The 3,035-nt window shown below is 73.7% G+C and carries 1 protein-coding gene; it reads right to left on the bottom strand.

The genetic code is table 11. The annotated features are described in order from the left end of the window. A partial coding sequence (locus J1C73_RS21865; RefSeq protein ID WP_307797768.1) for an ATP-dependent helicase occupies nt 1-2,706 on the bottom strand: 2,706 nt, incomplete at its 3' end. Nucleotides 2,707-3,035: the final 329 nt, after the last annotated feature.

Here is a 3,035-nt window from a genome sequence, read left to right on the forward strand (position 1 = left end):
GACGTGCGGGGCGGCTGGGAGCCCGTCGCCGGGGACGGGGGGCTCGTCCGGGAACGGCCCGTCGTCCGGGAACGGCGCCTCGTCCAGGAAGGGGTCGTCCTCGGGGAACGGCGCGTCGTCGAGGGGCGGCTCTTCCGGCGGAGGCGTCGGCTCCGCCGCTCCGGGCGACGCGTCCGGTACCGGGGCCGCCGCGGCCAGCGCCTTCAGGTGGGCCATCACCGTGTCAGCGGCGGCCCTGCGGCGGGCCAGCGCGGTGTCGTCCAGGGGCAGCGGCCAGGCGTGGTCGGCCGCCGCCCCGGCCAGGGCCGGGTTCTCCTCGTCCTCGGCCGGCTCGTCCGCCCACGCCTCGATCTCGCCGTGACCGGCCGCGCAGTGCTCGAACAGCGCGTGCAGGAAGCCGGACGGGCCGCGCGGCTTCTTCTGGCTCGGGCCCCACCAGTGGCCGGAGCCGAGCAGCAGGGTGCGGGGCCGGGTGAAGGTGACGTATCCGAGGCGCAGCTCCTCGGTGTGCTGGTGCTCCTTCATCTCCTCCTTGAAGCCCTTGAGGCCCTTGGCGTCGAAGGAGTGGATGACGGGCAGGGTGGCCGTGTCGCCGCGCAGGGCGTGCGGGAGGACCTTGGACTGGGAGGTCCAGGCGTCGCGGGACTGGCCGCTGGGGAACTGGCCGGTGACCAGGCCCGGCACGGCGACGACGTCCCATTCCAGGCCTTTGGACTTGTGGGCGGTGAGGACCTTGACGGTGTTCTCGCCGCCGGGCAGCGCGTTGTCCAGGCCCTTCTCGTACTGCGCGGCGGTGCGCAGGAAGCCGAGGAAGGCGAGGAGGGTGGCCTCCCCGTCGACGGCGGCGAAGCGGGCCGCGACGTCGAGGAAGTTGGCGAGGGTCTCACGGCGGCGGGCGGCCAGGGCCTGCGGGGACGCGGAGAGCTCGACTTCGAGTCCGGTGGCGGTGAGGACCCGGTGCAGCACGTCCATCAGGGGGTCGGCGAGCGAGCGGCGCAGGTCGCGCAGTTCGGTGGCGAGCCGGGCGAAGCGGATGCGGGCCTCGGTGGAGAACGGCAGACGGTCGTCCTGCTCACCCCCGGAGTCGAGGAAGGTGTCCAGGGCGTCGGCCAGCGAGATCACCTCGGCCGGGTCGACGCCCTCGACGGCTTCGGCGAGCCGCCGGTCGGGGTCGAAGTCGTCGTCGCCATGGGCCGCGCGGTGGACGAGGAGGCGGGCCCGGCGGCCGAGCAGGGCCAGGTCGCGGGGGCCGATCCGCCAGCGGGGGCCGGTGAGCAGCCGGACCAGGGACGCGTTGGCCCCCGGGTCCTGGAGGACCTCGCAGACCGCGACGAGGTCGGCGACCTCGGGGAGGTGGAGCAGCCCGGAGAGACCGACCACCTCGACCGGGATGTCCCGGGCCACCAGGGCGGCCTGGATCTCCGGGAAGTCGCCCGCGGTGCGGCACAGGACGGCGATCTCGCCGGGTGCCTTGCCGGTCCGCACGAGGTGGGCGATCGAGTCGGCGAGCCAGTCGATCTCCTCGGTGTGGGTAGGCAGCAGGGCGCAGCGGACGAGGCCGTCGCGCTCGGCGCCGGGCGCGGGGCGCAGGGCCTCGACGCCCTCGTGCATGGCGCGCAGCGGTTCGGCCAGGCCGTTGGCGAGGTGGAGGAGGCGGCCGCCGCTGCGGCGGTTCTCGCTGAGGGAGTAGCGGGTCGCGGGGGCGCCGTCGGCCTGCGGGAAGTGGCTCGGGAAGTCGTCGAGGTTGGCTACGGAGGCGCCGCGCCAGCCGTAGATGGCCTGGCAGGGGTCGCCGACCGCGGTGACCGCGTGCCCGGACGCGATGCCGTCGGGGCCGCTGCCGAAGAGGGCGGAGAGCAGGAGCCGCTGGGCGACGGAGGTGTCCTGGTACTCGTCGAGCAGGACGACCCGGTACTCCTCGCGCAGGACCGCCCCGACCTCGGGGCGGGTGAGGGCGAGCTGCGCGGAGAGCGCGATCTGGTCACCGAAGTCCAGGAGGTCGCGGCTCCGCTTCGCCTCGCGGTAGCGCCGGGTCAGGGAGAGCAGCTCGCGGCGGGCCTCGGCGGTCTCGGGAATCTTGCGCAGTTCGGCGTTGCTGAGCTTGGCGCTCTCCAGCGTGCGGAGCAGCTCGGTGTCGTACTCCGCGAGCTGTTCGGGGCGTACGAGGTGTTCGGCGAGCTCGGCATCGAGGGCCAGCAGATCGCTGACCAGGGTGGGGAACGACCTGGTCAGCGCCGGGTACGGGCCGGGGGCCTCGCGCAGTACGCGGGCGGCGAGCTGAAAGCGGGTGGCGTCGGCGAGGAGGCGGGTGGTGGGTTCGAGCCCGATCCGCAGCCCGTGCTCGGTCAGGAGCCGGCCGGCGAACGCGTGGTAGGTGGAGATGCTGGGCTCGCCCGGCGGGTTGTCCGGGTCGATGGCGTCCGGGTCGGTGACGCCGGCGGCGACCAGGGCCTTGCGGACGCGCTCCGCCAGCTCACCGGCCGCCTTGTTGGTGAAGGTGAGGCCGAGGACCTGTTCGGGGGCGACCTGTCCGGTCCCCACGAGCCACACCACGCGGGCCGCCATCACCGTGGTCTTCCCCGACCCGGCTCCGGCGACGATCACCTGCGGGGCGGGCGGCGCGGTGATGCACGCCGTCTGCTCCGGGGTGAAGGGGATCCCGAGGAGCTCCTTGAGCTGCTCGGGATCGGTGAGGTGTGAGGACACTCCACAGAGGCTAACCGGACGCGCTGACAACCCGCGAAGCCGTGACCGGCGCTGTGCCGGGCACGAGGTGACCGTCCACGAACGGTGTGCGGAAACGCACGAGCCCTGGAGAGGGACAGGGGGTGCACGGAAACCTGAGGAGGCCGGGAAGTGTCTCGTCCGTGGCCCGGTGCCCGGTCTAGGTTGAAGTCGATCACCGCCGATCACCCGCGGTCGGCGACACCGCCGGCCGCACCCCCTGAACACAGCAGCGCGACCTGAACGCATCAGCATCCTCAAGAGGACGGTCACATGAGCGCCGACGCCACCGCACCCGCCCCGCGTCTACG

The sequence above is a fragment of the Streptomyces laculatispora genome (assembly GCF_017353455.1).
Classification (GTDB): domain Bacteria; phylum Actinomycetota; class Actinomycetes; order Streptomycetales; family Streptomycetaceae; genus Streptomyces; species Streptomyces laculatispora.